Below are 18,588 nucleotides of genomic sequence, written 5' to 3'. Positions count from 1 at the left end.
GTTTAATTACGTTTTAATTTTGCTAAGGCATCCGCCATTGCTGTATTAAATACCGTTTTTTTAGCAGGCTCAATTTTTTTAGCCTCTGGTTTTTTCTTGTGCTCCGTTCTTTTAACTTGGGGGGGTCTTTTCACTTCCGAAGCCTTGGCAATTTTTTTAACCGAAGGACTTGCAGGCTCGTCTTCCAATTTCATACTCAGACCAATTCTTTTCCGTTCTTTATCCACCTCAATAACCTTGACCGTGACGATATCACCGGCTTTCACTATAGTACGTGGATCAGAAATAAATTTATTGGTCATCGCAGAAATATGCACCAACCCATCTTGGTGTACTCCAATATCCACAAAGGCCCCAAAATTAGTCACATTACTCACCACACCTTCCAGAATCATCCCTTCATGCAAATGTTCGATGTCTTCAACACCTTCCTTGAATTGCGCGGTTTTAAACTCTGGACGTGGATCACGACCTGGCTTTTCCAGTTCACGCAACACATCTCTTATAGTAGGCAAGCCATATTGTTCATCAACAAATTGTTCCGCATTAACGCTGTGTAATATTTCTTTATTGCCGATCAGCTTCTTAATATCAATGTTCTTATTTTCAATTATTTTTTCTACTAAAGGATAAGCTTCTGGATGGACACAAGAAGCATCCAGCGGGTTATCTCCATTCATAATACGTAAGAAGCCAGCCGCTTGTTGAAATGCTTTTTCACCCATACGATGTACATTTTTTAATTCAGCTCGATTTTTAAATGCTCCGTGTTCATCACGATAAAGTACAATGTTTTTAGCAAGAGCTTCATTAAGACCTGAAATATGAGATAACAGAGCAGCCGAGGCAGTATTTACATCAACGCCTACGGCATTCACGCAATCTTCTACAACACCATCAAGACTGCGAGCTAGGCGAGTTTGGTTCACATCATGTTGGTACTGTCCTACTCCAATCGATTTGGCTTCGATTTTCACCAATTCTGCAAGCGGATCTTGGAGACGTCGCGCAATTGAAACAGCTCCTCTTAATGTAACATCCAAATCAGGGAATTCTTCAGAAGCAATTTCTGAAGCTGAGTAAACAGACGCGCCAGCCTCACTGACAATAACTTTAGTTAGTTTTAAATCAGGATACATTTTTATTAAATCAGAAACTAAGCGTTCTGTTTCACGAGAACCTGTGCCATTACCAATACTTATAAGATTAACCTGGTATTTTGCTGCCAACTTAGCTAAATCAGTAATTGCCGGATGCCATTCATTTTGTGGTGCGAATGGGAAAATAACGGTGTAGTCCAGTAACTTACCCGTTGAATCGACCACAACCACTTTAACGCCTGTTCGGATTCCAGGATCAAGTCCAATTGTAATTTGTGGACCTGCCGGTGCGGCCAGTAATAAGTCACGTAAATTTCTGGAAAATACTTTTATTGCTTCTTCATCTGCAATTTCTCGTAAGCGAGTCAGCAATTCCAACTCTAACTTGGTAAATAATTTTACCTTCCAAGTCAGACGCACTGTTTCAAGTAACCACTGGTCTGCTTTTCTCTGTTGATCAACAATGTTGAAATGCGTTGCTAATTTATTTTCACCATATGCTAAATCGTGTTCAGGTAAAGTAAGAGCGACTTGCAAAACACTTTCTCGACGTCCACGGAATAATGCTAATGCACGATGTGACGGAATTTTTTTAATCGCTTCGGAATAGTCAAAATAATCTGAAAACTTATTGATTGTTTCTTTTTTCTTAGAGCTACCTACCGATTTGACAATACAGTGTTGCCACAAATATTCACGTAATTCATTAATCAAATCAGCATCTTCAGCAAAATGTTCCATTAATATATGACGAGCACCCTCTAATGCTGCTTTTGCATCCTCAACTCCTGCCTCAGGATTGATAAATTGAGTAGCTTCTGTTTCGGGATCCAAAGTAGGATTTTTCCAAAGTGCCTGCGCAAGCGGCTCTAAACCTGCTTCAATGGCTATCTGTGCTTTTGTACGACGCTTTGGTCTGAATGGCAAATATAAATCTTCAAGACGAGTTTTAGTATCTGCTGCCAAAATACTTTGTTCTAGTTCCGGAGTTAGTTTCTCTTGTTCGCGGATAGACTGTAAAACTACGGCACGACGTTCATCTAATTCACGCAGATAAAGTACGCGCTCATCTATATAGCGTAATTGCACATCATCTAGTCCTTCGGTAGCTTCCTTACGATAACGAGCAATGAAAGGAACGGTAGCCCCTTCATTGAGCAGACGAATGGCTGCTTCTGCCTGCGCTGGTTTAACTTTGAGTTCTTGCGCAATAATCGCAGCTAATCTCAACATCTCTTGAGTCATTTACATCCCCGTAAAACATAAAAAATATAACAATAGATTACTTCACCTTAGACATTAAGGAGTTAGTAACCTGGATTACGCTTCGCGAACGTACCCAAAGTTCGGCAATTCGATTCTTGGGTTACGTGCTCCATTTACCTACTATCAACTTTCTTAAGCTCTCTCTATGTCTAGAGAAGGAGATCAAGGGTGACGAGTTAAAAATTCGCCACATTATTACTCAACAGTCACAGATTTGGCAAGGTTACGTGGCTGATCCACATCAGTCCCTTTAACAACAGCAACATGATAAGCCAACAATTGCAAAGGAATCGTATAAATAATTGGAGCCACCCATAAACCACAGCTAGGAACCTTAATCAAGCGAGCCCCATTTGCTCGCCAACTCTGGGAGTCATCAACAAAAACAAACAACTGACCACCCCGGGCACTCACCTCATGTAAATTGGATTTTAATTTATCCAATAACTCATCATTAGGAGCTACAGCAACAACTGGCATGTTTTCATCAACTAAAGCCAAAGGACCATGTTTTAACTCTCCGGAGGGGTATGCCTCAGCATGAATATAAGAAATTTCTTTTAATTTCAATGCACCCTCCAAAGCTACTGGGTATTGCACACCCCGTCCTAAAAATAAAGCATGTGCTTTATGGACAAACAGTGAGGCGAGGCCTTCAATTTCTTCACTCATCTTTATTGCACGTTCACAACATGCAGGCAGCTCTTGCAATTGCTTCAATACTTCGTTCGCTCGATTATCATGACAAAGCGCTGCTGCTAACATTAGAAAAGCAGCCAACTGCGTTGTAAAGGCCTTAGTAGATGCCACACCAATCTCAACTCCGGCACGTGTTAGGAACACACAATCAGCTTCTCGGACCAAGGTACTTGTTGCAACATTACAAATTGCCAAACTAGCCAAATATCCCATTTCTTTTGCTTTTTGTAACGCCGCCAGAGTATCTGCTGTTTCGCCTGACTGGGAAACAGTAATAAATAAAGTGTCTTTAGGAACTACCACGTCACGATATCGATACTCACTGGCAATTTCCACTTGGGTGGGAAGCCCAGCCAATGACTCTAACCAGTATTTGGCAACCATTCCGGCATGGTAACTGGTACCGCAAGCAACAATATGAATCTGCTTCACCATAGGAAATATATGGGAGGCCCGCTCTCCAAAACTGGATCTGAGTACTTCCAGACTATTTACACGACCTTCCAAAGTATCTGTTAGCACCTTAGATTGTTCAAAGATCTCCTTGAGCATAAAATGTCGATAAGGGCCTTTACTTACAGTCTCAGCATCACTGGTTAAAGGATGGCGCGGGCGCTCGACTAATGATTTAGAGGCGTCATAGATTGCAATGCTTTTTGAGGTAATCAATGCACTGTCGCCTTCTTCCAAATAAGTTACCGATTGTGCAAAGGATTTTAATGCTAACCCATCCGAGGCAATAAAATTTTCACCAATTCCTATGCCGACCACTAAAGGACTACCTTTACGAATGGCAACAAGTTCCCTAGGCTTTTGTTGATGTATAACACCTAAGGCGAATGCACCTTCCATTTCTGCGGCGGCGGTTTGTACTGCTTGGAGCAAATTTTCACTTTGTAGATAATAGTAATGAATTAAATGGGCCGCCACCTCTGTATCTGTTTCAGAAGTAAACTGATACCCTCTCGCTGCTAATTCACGACGTAAGTGTTCATGATTTTCAATAATCCCATTATGGACTAAGGCAATTTCACCATGGGATAAATGGGGATGTGCATTTTGTTCTGAAGGCTTACCGTGGGTGGCCCATCGCGTATGAGCAATACCTGTATTACCAGTGACTGCTGTTTCTTGCATGGCATCCGCTAAATTTTGCACTTTACCTTGGATGCGTACGCGATTTAAATGCCCATTATTATCAATTACTGCGATACCAGCAGAATCATAGCCTCGATACTCTAAACGCCGTAACCCTTCCAGTAAAATTTTACTGATGTCCCTTTCAGATACAGCTCCAATAATCCCACACATAACCTGCTCCTCGTTTCAACAACCGCACATGAACGACTTATCAATAAAAAAAGGGCAATTATGCCATAAACATTTATAAATCACTAACATGTTCGGTGTAGTAAAAACCTCTCCAGAGGATGATGCTGCAAAATTTATCCTCTTTAGATTAAAGATAAAAATTCTTGCCTCAGGGAAGACACAGTTGCATCCGGGAATTCTACAAAAAGAAAACCCGGGTTAATGGCTGCGCCTTCACCCAGGCCACACTAGAATAAATACTTAACGACTCCCTTACTCTATAGGATTTTGACACGTTACATCATATCCATGGTCTTTCATGGCCTTGCATACCTCAAAGGCCAACAACCCATGAGCACGTGTACTTGGATGAATTTCATCCCAGAATAAATAGCTTTCAGGAGTATCACATACTTGGTAGTTTTTATCTCCTGCAGCGAAGCTTGCATCTCTATATTGTAGTACTTGCGCATAACGTAGTACGAAGTTATTAGCAAAAGGTGAACTACGGAATGCATCATACATAGGAAGCTTCACATCAATACACGCGTCAGTAGTGTTGGTGAATCCATAAGTTTCTGGATTTTTTAAAGCGCGTGACAAATAATCTCCCATGTCGATATAGAGGAAGTTTGCATCAGGATAAATTTTTGCCCATTCTTCCATGCGATTTCGAAGTCGCTCATTGTGCATATCGATAGCGTTATTCAAAACTTCTCGATCTGTGGTTTGTACCATACGGGGAGTATCACCTATATGAGGCAGCCCCATAATAACAAATCGACGCGCACCAGCTTGCATCAATTTCATCACAGCAGAACCAGCGCCTGATAGGACATTATCAACATAGGTACTCATTACTTCTGTGTTGTAATTGTCTTCAAAGAATAAGACGTTGATGTAATCATTACTGCCTGAGAAAATAAAAAATACCGTTTCATCACTTAAGGCAGGGTGTTCTAACAAATAAGCTTGAACAGTCAGACCAAGACTAGGTGGGACCAACTTACCTACGATTAGATTTTTTATTGTTCCTAATGGATGACGAATCAAATTCCACACTGTTAATTGATAATCGTAAGTAGCAGTCCAACTCCCCCCAAAAGCACGATTTAAATACACTTCTTCATCCTCTGGAGAAATGGATATCATTTTTGCTAAATATTCATTCCATACCTGGCCATTAGAGAAACGTGCATTCCAATAGGGTTTTCCAGGTAATACAGGCACCATTTTAATTTTGCTGACCAAATTAGCGATATAAGGTGCTAATTGATTATCAAAAAAATCTGTAACAATAGCGATACCGGAATCCAAAACCATTTGTGGTACATAATATTCGTCGGCGAACTCAACCATTTTGTTAAGCACAAAAACTTTAAACGGAGCTACTAAAAAAGCAGGGTCTTCTTCCTGACGCAAACTTTTAAGTAGATGCGTGGTATTTCCTGTATCCGACAAGCTGTCGCCAAAAACAACCATCGACTTTACTGGGGTAGCAGAATAACTTATGAAAGGTATGAATAAACAAAGGACAAGAAACCACCGCAACTTCCGAATGTAATAGGCCATATTATCTCCTTATAAAAGCCAACGGATTAAAACACAGATAGCTTTGGTATATAACAGTATGATCGCTGGTTAGTTTTTGTCAACGCATTTCATTAATTTTGCTTAATATTTAAACGTAACATCGGGTGCATTTAATTGAAGCCTATTGATTAAATTCTGTGTAAATGGTAATTTTTGCCAAATATTTTTGTTTATATTTCAGGTAGTACAATGAAAAAAATCGTCATTGCCTCATTTTATAAATTTGTTTCCTTAGAAGATTTTGAAATGTTGCGACAACCTTTGCTTGCTCAAATGCATGAAATCCAAATCAAAGGAACTATTATATTAGCCTCTGAAGGAATCAATGGAAGTTTTGCTGGTACGCGTGAACAAATGGATCTTTTTTATCAATTCATACGTCAAGATGAGCGCTTAGCCGACTTAAAGTTTAAAGAAACATTCGATGAAGAAAATCCATTCGAAAAATCGAAGGTTAAACTTCGCAAAGAAATTGTCACCATGGGTATAAACAACGTTGATCCGTTGAAAAAGGCGGGAACTTATCTTAGCCCCCAGGAATGGAATGAATTAATTCAAGATCCTAACGTCGTCTTAATCGATACGCGTAATGATTATGAGTTTGAATTAGGCACGTTCAAAAACGCCATTAATCCCACCACAGAAAACTTTAGAGATTTCCCGCACTACGTGCGTGAGCAGTTGCTCGATAAAAAAGATAAAAAAATTGCCATGTTTTGCACCGGTGGCATACGCTGTGAAAAATCCACCGCTTATTTAAAAGATTTAGGTTTTGAAAATGTGTATCATTTGCATGATGGTATTCTCAACTATATTGAACAAATGCCTAAGGAAGAATCGCTCTGGGAAGGACAATGCTTTGTATTTGATAACCGAGTCGCGGTTGATGATCAATTAAATCGGGTTTATCCTCAATTACCATTGGATTACAAACACGATCGCAATAAAGAATAAATATGACCAACAAAAAACAATCCGATTCAACCATTGTTTTGAATCGCAAAGCAGGCTTTAACTATTTTATTGAGGATCAATATGAGGCCGGCTTAGTGCTTGAAGGCTGGGAAGTCAAAAGTTTGCGCGCAGGGAAAATAAATTTGTCAGATGCCCACATTATTATCAAAAACAGTGAAGCCTTTTTGCTGGGCGCCCAGATTCAGCCACTCATAACCGCCTCTACTCACTCTATCCCGGACCCAATACGTACACGTAAGTTATTATTAAATAAAAAAGAACTTAATCACCTCATCGGAAGTGTCGAACGTCAAGGATATACTATAGTGCCCCTTTCTTTGTATTGGAAAAAAAATAATATAAAGATAAAAATAGCTTTGGCCAAAGGTAAAAAAGAGCATGATAAGCGCGACACCATTAAGGATCGGGAATGGGAAAGAGACCGCTCCCGGATAATGAAAAAAACAGGGAGAGATTAATGAATGTAGACGAATTGGTACCCGATTTTGTATTCGCAGCAACAAGTGGCCTCAATGCTCATCTAAGTGATTATCGAGGACAACACGTAGTCCTTTATTTTTACCCTAAAGATGCAACTCCAGGATGCACAACAGAAGGTCAAGATTTCCGGAATGCATATCCTCAGTTTCAAAAATTAAAGGCCCAAATATTTGGAGTTTCCCGGGACAGCTTGAAATCTCATGAGAACTTTAAAGCAAAACAAAATTTTCCTTTCGAATTGATTAGCGATCATGATGAACAATTATGCCAATTGTTTGATGTGATAAAAATGAAATCCATGTACGGTAAACAAGTTCGGGGTATTGAGCGCAGCACATTTATCATTGATCCGCAAGGGAAATTAATCAAAGAATGGCGTAAAGTAAGTGTGAAAGGACATGTCGCGGAAGTACTTAACTCATTAAAATAAAATTTATACCGACGGATCATATTAATGCTTTAGGAGAAACCAGAGTTGCCTAACGATCGCTCAAAATGATCCTAATATGGATTTTTAGTACCCGTGATGAATCGTTACAGTAATTTTATCCTTGACTGAATCTCCTCCCCTAAGCAGAATGAAAGAAGCATTCAAATAATTGTAGGTTGGTGAAGACCGCAACCAGGCTACGCGTTTTAATCACAAGGTGAATTTATGGATAATAGCAATACCCGCCCGAAGCTGTTTGTACTTGATACCAATATTTTAATGCATGACCCTACAGCCATCTATCATTTTGAAGAGCATGATATCTATTTACCCATGGTAGTTTTGGAGGAGTTAGACAGCCATAAAACGGGGACATCGGAGGTCGCACGAAACGTCCGTCAAACCAACCGTATGTTGGTAGAGCTCATGAGCAATGCCTCGCATGAACAAATCGTATCTGGTTTAGCTATACCAAACTATCTCAACTCCGATAAAAAGAAGTGCAGTGGAAAGTTATTTTTTCAAACGGATGAATTCGACCAAGTTGTTCCTTCCACGCTTCCAGGACATAAAGTGGATAACACAATTCTTGCCACCGCTTTAGGGTTACAAAAAAAGTATGCGGGAAAAAGGCAGGTGATTATTGTATCGAAAGATATTAACTTGCGTATCAAAGCAGGAATTCTTGGCATTCTTGCAGAAGATTATTATAGTGACCAGGTACTTGATGATGTCAATCTCTTACACCGAGGTCTACATATTCTTGATAATAGTTTCTGGGATACTCATGCAAAAGACATGGGTTCATGGCAAGAAAGCGGCAAGACTTTTTATAAAGTAGCAGGCCCGTTAATTAATCAATGGAATCCCAACGATTGCATTAGCACCGAGGATGATCAATTCCAAGCCATCGTGAAAAAACTTGAAAGTGACCATGCAGTGATTCAGTTAGTTCGTGATTACACGAAACATTCCGTATGGGGAATCCATGCTAAAAATCGTGAGCAAAACTTTTCTTTAAATTTACTCATGGATCCAGATATTGATTTTGTAAGCTTACAAGGTCCTGCAGGTACTGGGAAAACCCTTCTTACTATTGCTGCAGGTTTAACTCAAGTTTTAGATCAAAACCGTTATAACGAAATTCTTATGACGCGTGTGACCATCCCTGTTGGAGAAGATATTGGCTTCTTACCGGGAACTGAAGAAGAAAAAATGACGCCGTGGATGGGCGCTTTAATGGATAACTTAGAAGTTTTACACAGCTCCCAAGTAGGCGGTAGTTTTGGACGGGGCGCAACTCAAGATCTATTACAAAACAAAATTAAAATTCGCTCTTTGAATTTCATGCGGGGTCGTACTTTTTTAAATCGCTATATTATTATCGATGAAGCACAGAACCTGACTCCGAAACAAATAAAAACTCTGGTTACACGTGCCGGTCCAGGATCGAAAATTATTTGTCTTGGGGATATTAAGCAAATAGATACTCCTTATTTGAGCGAAACAACCTCGGGTTTAACTTTTGCGGTAGACCGGTTTAAACACTGGGAGCACAGTGCGCATATGAGTTTAACTCGCGGGGAACGCTCAAGGCTTGCATTTTATGCAGCAGAACATTTATAGTACGCACTTTAAGGATTTACCATGACTGACCATGCCATCACTTTTGATGACGTTCTGCTTGTTCCTTCATACAACCACCACGAATCAAGAAGAGTCGTGGAAACAACCAATACCGATCGGTTGGGCAAATTATCTTTAGAGCTCCCTGTAATTAGTTCTAATATGGATACAATTACTGAAAGTTCTATGGCTAATTTCATGGGTTCTAAAGGTGCAATGGGCGCATTACACCGTTTTATGTCGATCGAAGAAAACATTCAAGAATTTAAAAAATGTCAAAGTAATGTATTTGTTTCGATTGGTTGTACGGCAGCTGAATTGGAAAGAGCAGAAGCATTACGTGATGCGGGAGCTAACTATTTTTGTGTGGATGTTGCCCATGCCCATGCCAAATACGTAGGAAAAACTCTAAAAAGTTTACGTCATTTACTTGCGGATCGCTGTATTATGGCTGGAAATGTTGCGACCTATGCAGGAGCTGATTATCTTGCTTCATGTGGGGCTGATATCATTAAGGCGGGTATTGGCGGTGGTTCAGTATGCAGTACTCGTATTAAAACTGGCTTTGGTGTACCCATGTTAACCTGCATTCAAGATTGTTCGCGCTCAGATCGCTCTATTGTAGCGGATGGCGGAATTAGAACCACTGGTGACATCGTCAAAGCCTTAGCCTTTGGTGCTGACTTTGTGATGATTGGTGGTATGTTAGCAGGTACATCACCAACTCCTGGTGATGTGATTCAAAAGCAAGATGGCACCAAAGTAAAACGTTACCGTGGCATGGCATCTAAAGAAGCGCAAGAGAACTTCTTAGGACAAATGCATGAATGGAAAACGGCTGAGGGAGTAGCAACTGAAGTACCCTATAAAGAAAATCCAGATGCGATTATTGCTGATATAGTTGGCGGTTTAAGATCCGGTCTGACCTATGCTGGCGCAGACACAATTAGCGAACTGCAACGTAAATTAAATTATGTAGTCGTTACTCAAGCCGGACGCATTGAAAGTTTACCACATAAGCTTTTGGGCTAAATTTAATTTGAATACAACCCGGGTTAAGCAAAACCCGGGTATTTTATAGATGCAAGTCAGGGGCCTGATGGTCCATTCTGTTCAAATGTTTTATCTTCCTTCTCGCTAGGAGAAGGACTAGGTGATTGCTCAACAAGTGCATCAAAATCCATACCTTCAAATGCTTCATTAAATTCCGACATTAAATTCGAAGAAGTACTATTTTCCGGGCTACTTAAATCCATTTGCTCATCCTCATCCTCTTCTGGTTCTGCCATTTCATCCAGTTCTTTCCCATCACCCCCAGTTAACTGGGCTGTGGCACCTTTTATCGCATTCACAAGTCCCGAATTAACCGCGTCTTGAATAGAACTTACCATTTCTTTAAACTGAAGAGCTGCTTGCCCTGCTTGGGTGTTTTTGAGATCATCCAATTTTTGATCCGCTTGATCCAATAATTGATCTTTTATATCTCCGGCCTTAGCGTTAAGGGCGTCTTTTAATCCACCTAAAGCTTGGCCTAACTCGGTCTTTGAAAATTTATCTAAGGCCATTTCCCCTGCCTTTTTCAGGGCACCGTTTATATCTCCATTAATCTCAGAAACCATCTCACTGAGTTGCTCGTTCAATTCAAGATAAGGATTTTTTTCCTTACTCTCAGTAGACTTCTTTTTAGCTTCTGGGAAGGGCTTACCCTCGTCTTGCGAAGGCTTCTTATCTTCGTCCTTATCCGATTTTGGTTTAGGCCCGTCATTAATGTCAGGTGTGATTACATTAGGTTGTGGAGGCGGAGAGCTAGTCGTCTGAGTTTCTTGTAATTTGGGCTTTTCTTTTTCAGTTTTTTCAGTACTCATAAATCTTAACCTCTGTAATAATCCACCTCTATGTTAAAGATAGCACATCATAAGAAACATTACCTTTAAATAGATAGCGCAGATCGAATAATTTCAGATACACTTATCTTATCAAGAGTCGTTCTTTGATGAATTGGATTTAATCATAATTTACAATAATTTTGCAAAATTATTGCAACCTTTATGGAATGATATTTTACTATGAATCTTAATGATTTTCGCTATATGCGTCGCGGTAAACAACTGTTTGATTTAAACAAAGAAGATTATAATCTCCTTAAGCCCATTAGACGACGAGGCACAAAAACTGATCGCGCACTGCTACTTTTACATGGGTTTACTTCTACACCCGCAGTTTATCGCTACTTAATTCCTCAATTAAATCATTACGATGCCATAGTTTGTCCAGCATTACCGGGTCATGCCGAAAGTATCGCTGCCTTTGCCCACACCAAGGTTTCAGATTGGATTGAATGTGCAACGAAAGAGTGTGAACAGTTATTTAAAGAATATCAACATGTGGATGCCCTGGGATTATCCCTTGGGGGAATATTGGCATGCGAGTTGAGTGCAACTTTTACATTCAATCACATGTTTCTTTTAGCTCCTGCTTTAAAATTACAAATGAATATTTATCGTAATCTACAGCTTCTTCTTGTACTAAAAAAACTTGGATTCTGTGAGCTAAGGGGCGTAGCGGGTAATATGGAAACCAACAAACATGCCGAAATATCCTATCGAAGGATACCCATTCCTGTACTTATTGAACTGTTTACAATGATTCGCGAATATCAATGGATTACCCCCAATTGCCCAATTGATCTCTTTTTTGGTGTTCATGATATTGTTGTGGCCTCAAAAGAGGTAGAACAAATGTTTTCTCATGTCCCCAACACAACAATCCACTGGTTAGCAAATTCAGCTCATGTCTTGCCATTAGATAATGATTTGGATCAAATTGTGCAGTGTATTAATCAACGCACCTCACCCAATCTTAATGAAAAATCGTCTCTTTTGTTGATGGGAGAGAGTTAGAGTCGATCTCTACCTTCGTTATGCGCTCCCTGCCAGAGATAAGGGCTGCTCTCACTTTTCCAATACGGTTGAGATAGCGATAAATCCCCCCCTTTCCCATTACGGGAAAGGGTTGGGGTGAAGGGGAATTTCACCATAAATTTTAAGGAAATTGCTTATTGTAGCGATTGAAATCTTTCAATTCGAATTGATTCCACTCGCGCATATCTAATACCGAGCCATCGAACGCCATAAAGTCTGCGCGGGTGGTAGGTAGATTAAAATAATAAATATCACTGGCATCCGTAGCTAAATTGCTCTGATGTTTTGCCACTGAAATTTCTGCAACCGAACGATCGTGGGTTTTGACAAAACTGCGTTGTGCCCGTAAGTAACGACCTTTAAATCGTGCATTTCCCCAAAGTTCAACGTCGAGCCTATTTACGGCGCCAGCTAGTTGGATTGTAGATTTCTGCTTCGCACGAACCGTCAAAGTATCCGTTTTAACCCAAAATAAACTCAACCATGCATTTCCTTGCATGACTAAATTAGCCAGGTTAACTACCCCGGAAAGTTGTACCTTCGGGCTTCCTTCTAAATGGAGTCGTAAACCCGGACTGGATATTCCGCCAATTTGATTAAGGCCTTTACCTTGTATATCCAAAACTCTTAATCCGATAGCTCCACCTAATCTTACAGTTCCGGTATTCACCAAGTAAACATCCAATAAACTCGTACGTATCTGATCCCCAGTGATTATGGGTGTGCCATTAGCCATCAAGCGGTTAAGAAATCGGCCTCGTATCTCAGCATAGATTGACCCATGTAAATCTCCTTTCCCCGCTATCGCTAAATATAAGGTGTTTTGTGAAACCTCTACTTTTACTGCCGCCAAATCGCGAGGATCACCCGATAAAATAACCTCAGGCTCTTTATAACCAGTATGCAGCCTAACATGAATTGGTCCTTGGACGTTAACTTGATTGAAAGCAGATACTCGTCTAACTTGTTTTATTTTAAGTACTTGAGGGGGTGGTGAGAGAGGCTCATTTTTTGGCGCATGATGCACACAAGCAGTTAATAAAAATACAATCGGAATCAATAAGTAAGACCGCTTTAGCATAGACTTCATTCCCATATCAATAATTCCTCTACATTAGAGGAAGTTCTAACAATGTGCAAGGTCAGGATATAATGCATAAATTCTTCATAAGTAAGGCTGGATAAAGCGATGAGGCCCGGGAATTTAGTTCATACGAAACCTGGGCTTTACCCAGGTTATTTTAAAACCAGGAACCTTTATTAAAATCTGAAAGCATTACCTTAGCAGGACAAGTATCATTAACTTGTGAATCAGGAGCGCTATCGATTAATGATTCTAACGGTTCATCAAATGGAATTAATGCCGGCAACTGAATATAAATATCAACCAATATACCATTCCTACAACCTAAATAAACTTTTCCAGAATTATTTGTACCAAATGTTTGGGTTACCATTTCTCGCAGCATCGCCAAGGATACCTTTTGTCCTTGATGTTGCGTTAGGTATTGTCCCAAAATCGAATTATCAACCGACTCCGTCAAACGCATCGCCAGCGAAAAATACTCATCCGCAGATAAAATTTGGCAACTTCCATGCTTATTCCATTCATGGCGTTCCAAACAACTCCCATAATTGTAACTGGGCATCATTTTTTTTAAATGTTCAGAAACTTGAGGTGAGAGATTTAGCGGAGGATAAGCACAATGTCTAGATTTTTGCTCTACACCACAATATCCATAACTTTGGCCGCAGGCATTCTGATTGGGCCATAAACCATGTAGGGTAAGATGCTTTGCTTGATAAGAGTCTTTAGATAGATGCATGCATTCGGGCTTACCTGCTTCATATCCATAGGTTTGACAAAAACCAGGCTGTGAGCTAAGCGCTAAAACATAAGAATCGGACATCCCTGCATGCGTATCGCAAGAATCACCGAACTCTACAGAAGCAACAACGTTGAAAGAAAAAACAAGCAACAACAGGGTTGTGAGCTTTTTCATTAAGACACTCCGGCCAAGCTTCTTTCAAAACATTATACATTAGAAGATAACGAAAACCAGTCTTTTATTTTATATAACCCCGTTGAATATAAATGAAAAAATTTTATTTATAGTGTTTATTTCAAAGACCAAATATCATTAAAAATAAGTTTTAGACAATGTAAAGCAGAATTAGGCTGCAGCTAATCATTGGAGAAACACGCCATATTACATAGTTCTATTGAATTGTTTTCAGAACCTTTTTTAAAGAAAGCAGGACTCTTGTCTAATTTAAAATCAACTTTGAATATATCCTCACAAAATTCCTCATATTCAGTAGAATTAAACTCTAACGCCTCTTTCTCCTTAGGTTTAAATAGTGTTTCTACTGCATAATGGGAAGCAATGCCAAGCGCCACTGCAATAAGAAGCACGGGTACACCTATACCCAAAGGTACGAACATTAAACTTGCAAATACAACCGCAGGAATGAACGCTTCAATTATAATGCTGCGTACTAGACTTGCCGATTGATAAACTCTGACCCTTTTCTGATATTCAGTCTCTGCCAGGCATTGCTTTATTTCCAGGAAAATAAATTGTTTTCCCTTCTTATCAAGGTCATCATACTGTTTTTTCAATTGTTCCGTTAAATCGGAGGCCTGTTTCATTTGCTCTTGAATGGTCAAATGGGTTTTATACAGTTCAATACCACCCTTGGTAGCATTATTGATGACGGTAAATACAAAGCACAATACTGCGCCAGCAATGGCCATAGAAGCTAAAACCGGAGCTGCTATAGGCATGAAGGGCATAGTTAAGATCAAAAAAGCGAGCATTAAACCTACTGCATAGGCAATATTATTGATTAAAGATATTTTTTGAAGTTGCCAATCTCTTTCACACTTTGATTTTTCATTTTTTAAGGTACGCAGTTGTATTTCTATTTGACGGCTTTCTTTTTGTTGTTCATTAGTAAGTTGTCTTTCCTTCTCCATGGCGCGAAATGTTTGAAGTTGTTGTTCTAAGCGCTCTATATCGTCTTGGTATTGGATCATGGCTTTGTTATGTTTAATTCGTTCTTCTTCAAAAGCCCATACTGTCATAATTATGTCGAAAACCAGCAGCGCAAGAGTAACGGCATCTCCTGCCATCCCTAATGAACCCTTTCCTGTAAGCCAGAAGAAGCAAAGCAGATTTGCAGTACCCCATACCGAATCATTCAATAAATCAAACTTCCTTTGTGACCATTGGGTTAGAAAACGATCCTGCCAAGGAGTGTTCGCTTCCACCTCATCCATCCATGGGCCTTTTATTGTGTGTTTGAGTAATATACCCAATTCCAGAAAAAAACGAGCATAGTATAAAGTCCAACTCAGATTACCGGTATAAAAATCAGGAGTTTTGATGGCTTCAGCCGCTTGTTCGGCGTAGTAACGACCTTCGGGTACTAATCCAATTACGGTTTTTAAAAAAGTTGAACCCCATACCCAATACAATCTCTTCTCATTCAATTTGCCCATGTGTTTTTTAATCGACTTCGTAGTACCAATCGACAAATCGACAATATCTTCCGCTAATAATTGGCCTACCGAAATACCCATATATTTTACAGGTTTTGCATCAGAGCCTGCTTGCTGTATTTCAAACTCCTTTATCCTAGCCTGATATACAGGATCTAATAATCTGAGAAAATCGGAGCACTTTTTAATTTGGGTATTGTATTCTCTTATATTTTCGAATTTTTTATATTCTATTTCATGTTTTTGTTGGGCTAACAAGAGCAAAAGAGTCATTTGCAACTCATATACACGCTCTTCTTTTTGAAGATCATTCATGTATTTGAACATCACGCTGTCTGTTTTGTTCAATAACTCTAAATAGAAATTTAATGAAGAAAGAAAAGCATTGCTGCGGTATTCTGTAAAGGCACGGCCTGTGAATTTTTTAATACATTCCAGCTCCTCTCCTCTAGCCCGTTTATAGCTTGGAGTGCACGCCTTCTTTAGCTTATTGTATTGAACCCTTTCTTCGTTATATATAATTAATTTATTATTATATTCCTCCAACTTTTGGAGATACTGTAAGTATTCAGATGATTTAATATATTCTGTATATTCAGGAGAATTTTTTTTTAAAAGCGCGAGTGTTGAAGGGATTATCGGCTTAACAGGTTTCTTTAAGCGAGCCAGCGGGTAAATACTGTTACTTTTTTTATCCCCGTAATAGAGTCTATTACCATGCAAAATGATTGCATGAGTACTGTCTGACAACTCTTCGATGTCAGAAAATTTTCCGGGGAAATAATCAATTTGAATGAGGCCACATTCAGATCTGTTGTAGTCAAGCAAGTCCCCGTAGCTCAAATCAGCAAGTTTCTTTTTGTCTTTTAATGCATCTCTAAGAAATGACTGCAGAATTGCGCTACTCGTTGCCATAGTATCACCTCTATACTCATGAATTCTGGCCATTCATTCAGAGCACAGCGAAAAAATTTATATGTTCTTTTTTATAACATAATATTGATTTTAAAAACAAGATGAGCATACATTGATTTACAATATTGATACCAAATTTACACTAAAAAAGGTGATTTTTGTAAAAAATTAATTTTTGGGCCAATATTGAGTGCCGTGTACAGAGATAAGGTGGTATTGGGAACCCGGGTTCGCTTCGCTTTACCCAGGCAATCACTAGATGAATTATTAGAATTTATGAGGTAATTTCGCGCGCGTAAATGTCATCAAAACGTTTAATATCATCTTCTCCCAAATAATCCCCACTTTGGACCTCAATAACATAGAGTGGTTCAATACCAGGATTACTTAAACGATGAAGTGTATTTTGGGCAATATAAGTCGATTGATTCACAGATAAATAAATCATTTGCGAGTCGTTTATTACTTCTGCTTTGCCGGACACAACAACCCAATGTTCTGCACGATGCTGATGCATTTGTAAAGACAACCGAGCTCCAGGCTTGACCATCAATCGTTTTACTTTAAATGATGCACCTTCAGCTAAAATTTCATAATATCCCCAGGGACGCGAAACTCGTTGGTGATCTTGAGTTAATTGATGGTGATCTTTACTTAAAGAATTTACTAGATCTTTAACCTGTTGGGAATATTGCTTATCAGCCACTAAAACAGCATCTTGGGTAGCCACAATAATTTGATCTTGGACACCAATTGCGGTAACTAAAAGGTCGGTACTATGAATCAAGCAATTCGTACTTTGTTGAGCAATAACTTTTCCAGTGACGGTGTTCCCATCTTGATCGGCTGTATTAGCATCGGCTACTGCAGACCAACATCCTAAATCACTCCATTGCATAGACACAGGGATTACTACTGCTTTATTCGTTTTTTCCATAATCGCATAATCAATGGATTCCGCTTCGCAACGAGAGAACGATTCTAAATCAAGACGTAAAAAATCATGATGATTCTTGGCTTTTAATACAGCCTGCTGACTAAAATAATAAATATCAGGTTGATATTCTGCTAACTCTTGAAGATACACATCCGCACGACAAACAAACATGCCGCTATTCCAAAAATAGTTTCCATCGGCAATAAATTCTTTGGCGCGATCAAGTTCCGGTTTTTCCCTGAAACTTAAAACCTGTTGCACCTTTTCAGTAAGCGGCTCGCCTGCTTCTATGTAACCATATCCAGTTTTAGGACTATCGGGCTGAATCCCAAAAGTAACTAGAGCGTGGTGTTCGGCAGCATATTGTGCTCCTATTAACATCGCTTCTTGCCATTCTTTATCATCAGCAATCCAATGATCTGAAGGAAGTACTAACATCACCGCATCGGGCCCTGCTTGCTGAGATAAATAATGAGCTGCACATGCGATGGCTGGGGCGGTATTACGAGCACAAGGTTCCAGCAAATAAGTCATTGACTGATTAAAATGATTTAATTGATCCTGACAAAGAAAATAATGAGCATCATTGCTTACTATAAGAGAAGGCGTCATTACCAAGCTCTGCGCTCGTTTTACAGTTTGTTGCAGGAGGGATAACTCACCATTTAAAGCCAGAAATTGTTTTGGATAATTTTTTCGAGATAAAGGCCATAAACGAGTTCCAGAACCTCCTGCAAGGATAACGGGATAAAGAATAGTCGTCATAAAGTTCCATGTTATGGCATAATCGCCGCATTCTAACAGTATTTTTTACCTAAAAAAAGGTAACT

At 39.5% G+C, this 18,588-nt stretch carries 14 protein-coding genes; 6 read left to right on the top strand and 8 right to left on the bottom strand.

Annotation, left to right across the window (positions count from 1 at the left end):
• Positions 1-2 precede the first annotated feature (2 nt).
• The 3 genes from ACWTE2_RS25425 to plaC form a co-directional block, all read right to left on the bottom strand.
• Positions 3-2,345 (bottom strand): Tex family protein, encoded by a 2,343-nt coding sequence (locus ACWTE2_RS25425; protein WP_182392261.1) that lies wholly within the window; start codon positions 2,343-2,345, stop codon positions 3-5.
• Positions 2,346-2,561: 216 nt separating this feature from the next.
• Positions 2,562-4,376, bottom strand: coding sequence for a glutamine--fructose-6-phosphate transaminase (isomerizing) (gene glmS / locus ACWTE2_RS25420; protein ID WP_454784939.1), 1,815 nt, complete (start codon positions 4,374-4,376; stop codon positions 2,562-2,564).
• Between the two features lie 273 nt (positions 4,377-4,649).
• A complete protein-coding gene (gene plaC / locus ACWTE2_RS25415; RefSeq protein WP_454784938.1) occupies positions 4,650-5,948 on the bottom strand; it encodes a lysophospholipase/glycerophospholipid:cholesterol acyltransferase PlaC in 1,299 nt (432 codons plus the stop codon).
• A 210-nt stretch (positions 5,949-6,158) separates the two neighbouring features.
• On the opposite strand from plaC, the gene trhO reads away from it, so the two are divergent.
• From trhO to ACWTE2_RS25390, 5 genes are all read left to right on the top strand, one after another.
• Positions 6,159-6,923, top strand: coding sequence for an oxygen-dependent tRNA uridine(34) hydroxylase TrhO (trhO, locus tag ACWTE2_RS25410; RefSeq protein WP_182392258.1), 765 nt, complete (start codon positions 6,159-6,161; stop codon positions 6,921-6,923).
• Between the two features lie 2 nt (positions 6,924-6,925).
• A complete protein-coding gene (gene smpB / locus ACWTE2_RS25405) occupies positions 6,926-7,402 on the top strand; it encodes an SsrA-binding protein SmpB (RefSeq protein ID WP_182392257.1) in 477 nt (158 codons plus the stop codon).
• Positions 7,402-7,854 carry a peroxiredoxin gene (locus ACWTE2_RS25400; protein WP_454784937.1) on the top strand — a complete coding sequence of 151 codons (453 nt, stop codon included), beginning with the start codon at positions 7,402-7,404 and terminating at the stop codon, positions 7,852-7,854. The genes smpB and ACWTE2_RS25400 overlap by 1 nt, the downstream gene beginning before the upstream one ends.
• 225 nt (positions 7,855-8,079) lie before the next feature.
• Positions 8,080-9,480 carry a PhoH family protein gene (locus ACWTE2_RS25395; protein WP_182392255.1) on the top strand — a complete coding sequence of 467 codons (1,401 nt, stop codon included), beginning with the start codon at positions 8,080-8,082 and terminating at the stop codon, positions 9,478-9,480.
• 21 nt (positions 9,481-9,501) lie between these two features.
• Entirely contained in the window at positions 9,502-10,512 is a 1,011-nt protein-coding gene (locus ACWTE2_RS25390; RefSeq protein WP_454784936.1) for a guanosine monophosphate reductase, read from the top strand.
• A gap of 56 nt (positions 10,513-10,568) precedes the next feature.
• On the opposite strand, the gene ACWTE2_RS25385 is transcribed toward ACWTE2_RS25390, so the two are convergent.
• Positions 10,569-11,345: a hypothetical protein gene (locus tag ACWTE2_RS25385; RefSeq protein ID WP_454784935.1), complete on the bottom strand. Its 777-nt coding sequence runs from the start codon at positions 11,343-11,345 to the stop codon at positions 10,569-10,571.
• A 201-nt stretch (positions 11,346-11,546) separates the two neighbouring features.
• On the opposite strand from ACWTE2_RS25385, the gene ACWTE2_RS25380 reads away from it, so the two are divergent.
• Positions 11,547-12,380, top strand: coding sequence for an alpha/beta hydrolase (locus ACWTE2_RS25380; protein ID WP_454784934.1), 834 nt, complete (start codon positions 11,547-11,549; stop codon positions 12,378-12,380).
• A gap of 142 nt (positions 12,381-12,522) precedes the next feature.
• On the opposite strand, the gene ACWTE2_RS25375 is transcribed toward ACWTE2_RS25380, so the two are convergent.
• The 4 genes from ACWTE2_RS25375 to ACWTE2_RS25360 all read right to left on the bottom strand — a co-directional run bounded on the left by ACWTE2_RS25375 (position 12,523) and on the right by ACWTE2_RS25360 (position 18,523).
• A complete protein-coding gene (locus tag ACWTE2_RS25375; RefSeq protein WP_454784933.1) occupies positions 12,523-13,482 on the bottom strand; it encodes a GIN domain-containing protein in 960 nt (319 codons plus the stop codon).
• A gap of 160 nt (positions 13,483-13,642) precedes the next feature.
• A complete protein-coding gene (locus ACWTE2_RS25370; protein ID WP_454784932.1) occupies positions 13,643-14,404 on the bottom strand; it encodes a ribonuclease T2 family protein in 762 nt (253 codons plus the stop codon).
• 182 nt (positions 14,405-14,586) lie between these two features.
• Positions 14,587-16,821, bottom strand: a complete 2,235-nt coding sequence (locus ACWTE2_RS25365; RefSeq protein WP_454784931.1) for a hypothetical protein — start codon at positions 16,819-16,821, stop codon at positions 14,587-14,589.
• Between the two features lie 274 nt (positions 16,822-17,095).
• The gene (locus ACWTE2_RS25360; RefSeq protein WP_454784930.1) at positions 17,096-18,523 is read right to left on the bottom strand and encodes a mannose-1-phosphate guanylyltransferase/mannose-6-phosphate isomerase; all 1,428 of its coding nucleotides are present in this window, start codon (positions 18,521-18,523) and stop codon (positions 17,096-17,098) included.
• Positions 18,524-18,588 lie beyond the last annotated feature (65 nt).

This window comes from Legionella nigrisilvae (assembly GCF_977063395.2).
This window is presented reverse-complemented; position numbering and strand designations above follow the sequence as displayed.